Source organism: Staphylococcus sp. AC872, assembly GCF_979255425.1.
The window spans coordinates 1-262 of sequence record NZ_CEEDKW010000065.1 but is presented as its reverse complement, the minus strand read 5'-3'; the positions used below and the strand labels follow the sequence as shown (position 1 = coordinate 262).

Annotated in this window: 1 protein-coding gene; it reads left to right on the top strand. The window is 51.1% G+C overall.

The window, feature by feature from the left end; genetic code table 11:
- A partial coding sequence (locus ACZ267_RS12940) for a hypothetical protein (RefSeq protein ID WP_463680353.1) occupies nucleotides 1–220 on the top strand: 220 nt, incomplete at its 5' end.
- Nucleotides 221–262: the final 42 nt, after the last annotated feature.

The following is a 262-nucleotide window of genomic DNA, read 5'->3' as shown; positions in this document are numbered from 1 at the left end:
CTACATGGAAGTCGTTAAGAGGAACGACATAAGCTGGAGCGCATTCTACGCGGGCATCTCCTTTATCTTTGCCCTTACTGCCCTCTGGTTCGGCGACTTCCTCCTCCTCTTTGCTTCCCTTACTTACCTCCTGGTTGCATTGATCCAGCACGCGAGAACCTACAGGGTTCTGAGACCCGCGGATGAGGAAAGCCCCGAAAAACCTGATAATGGCGAGTAACGCGGTATTACCCCAAGGTAACTCCCAACTTCATATATATCC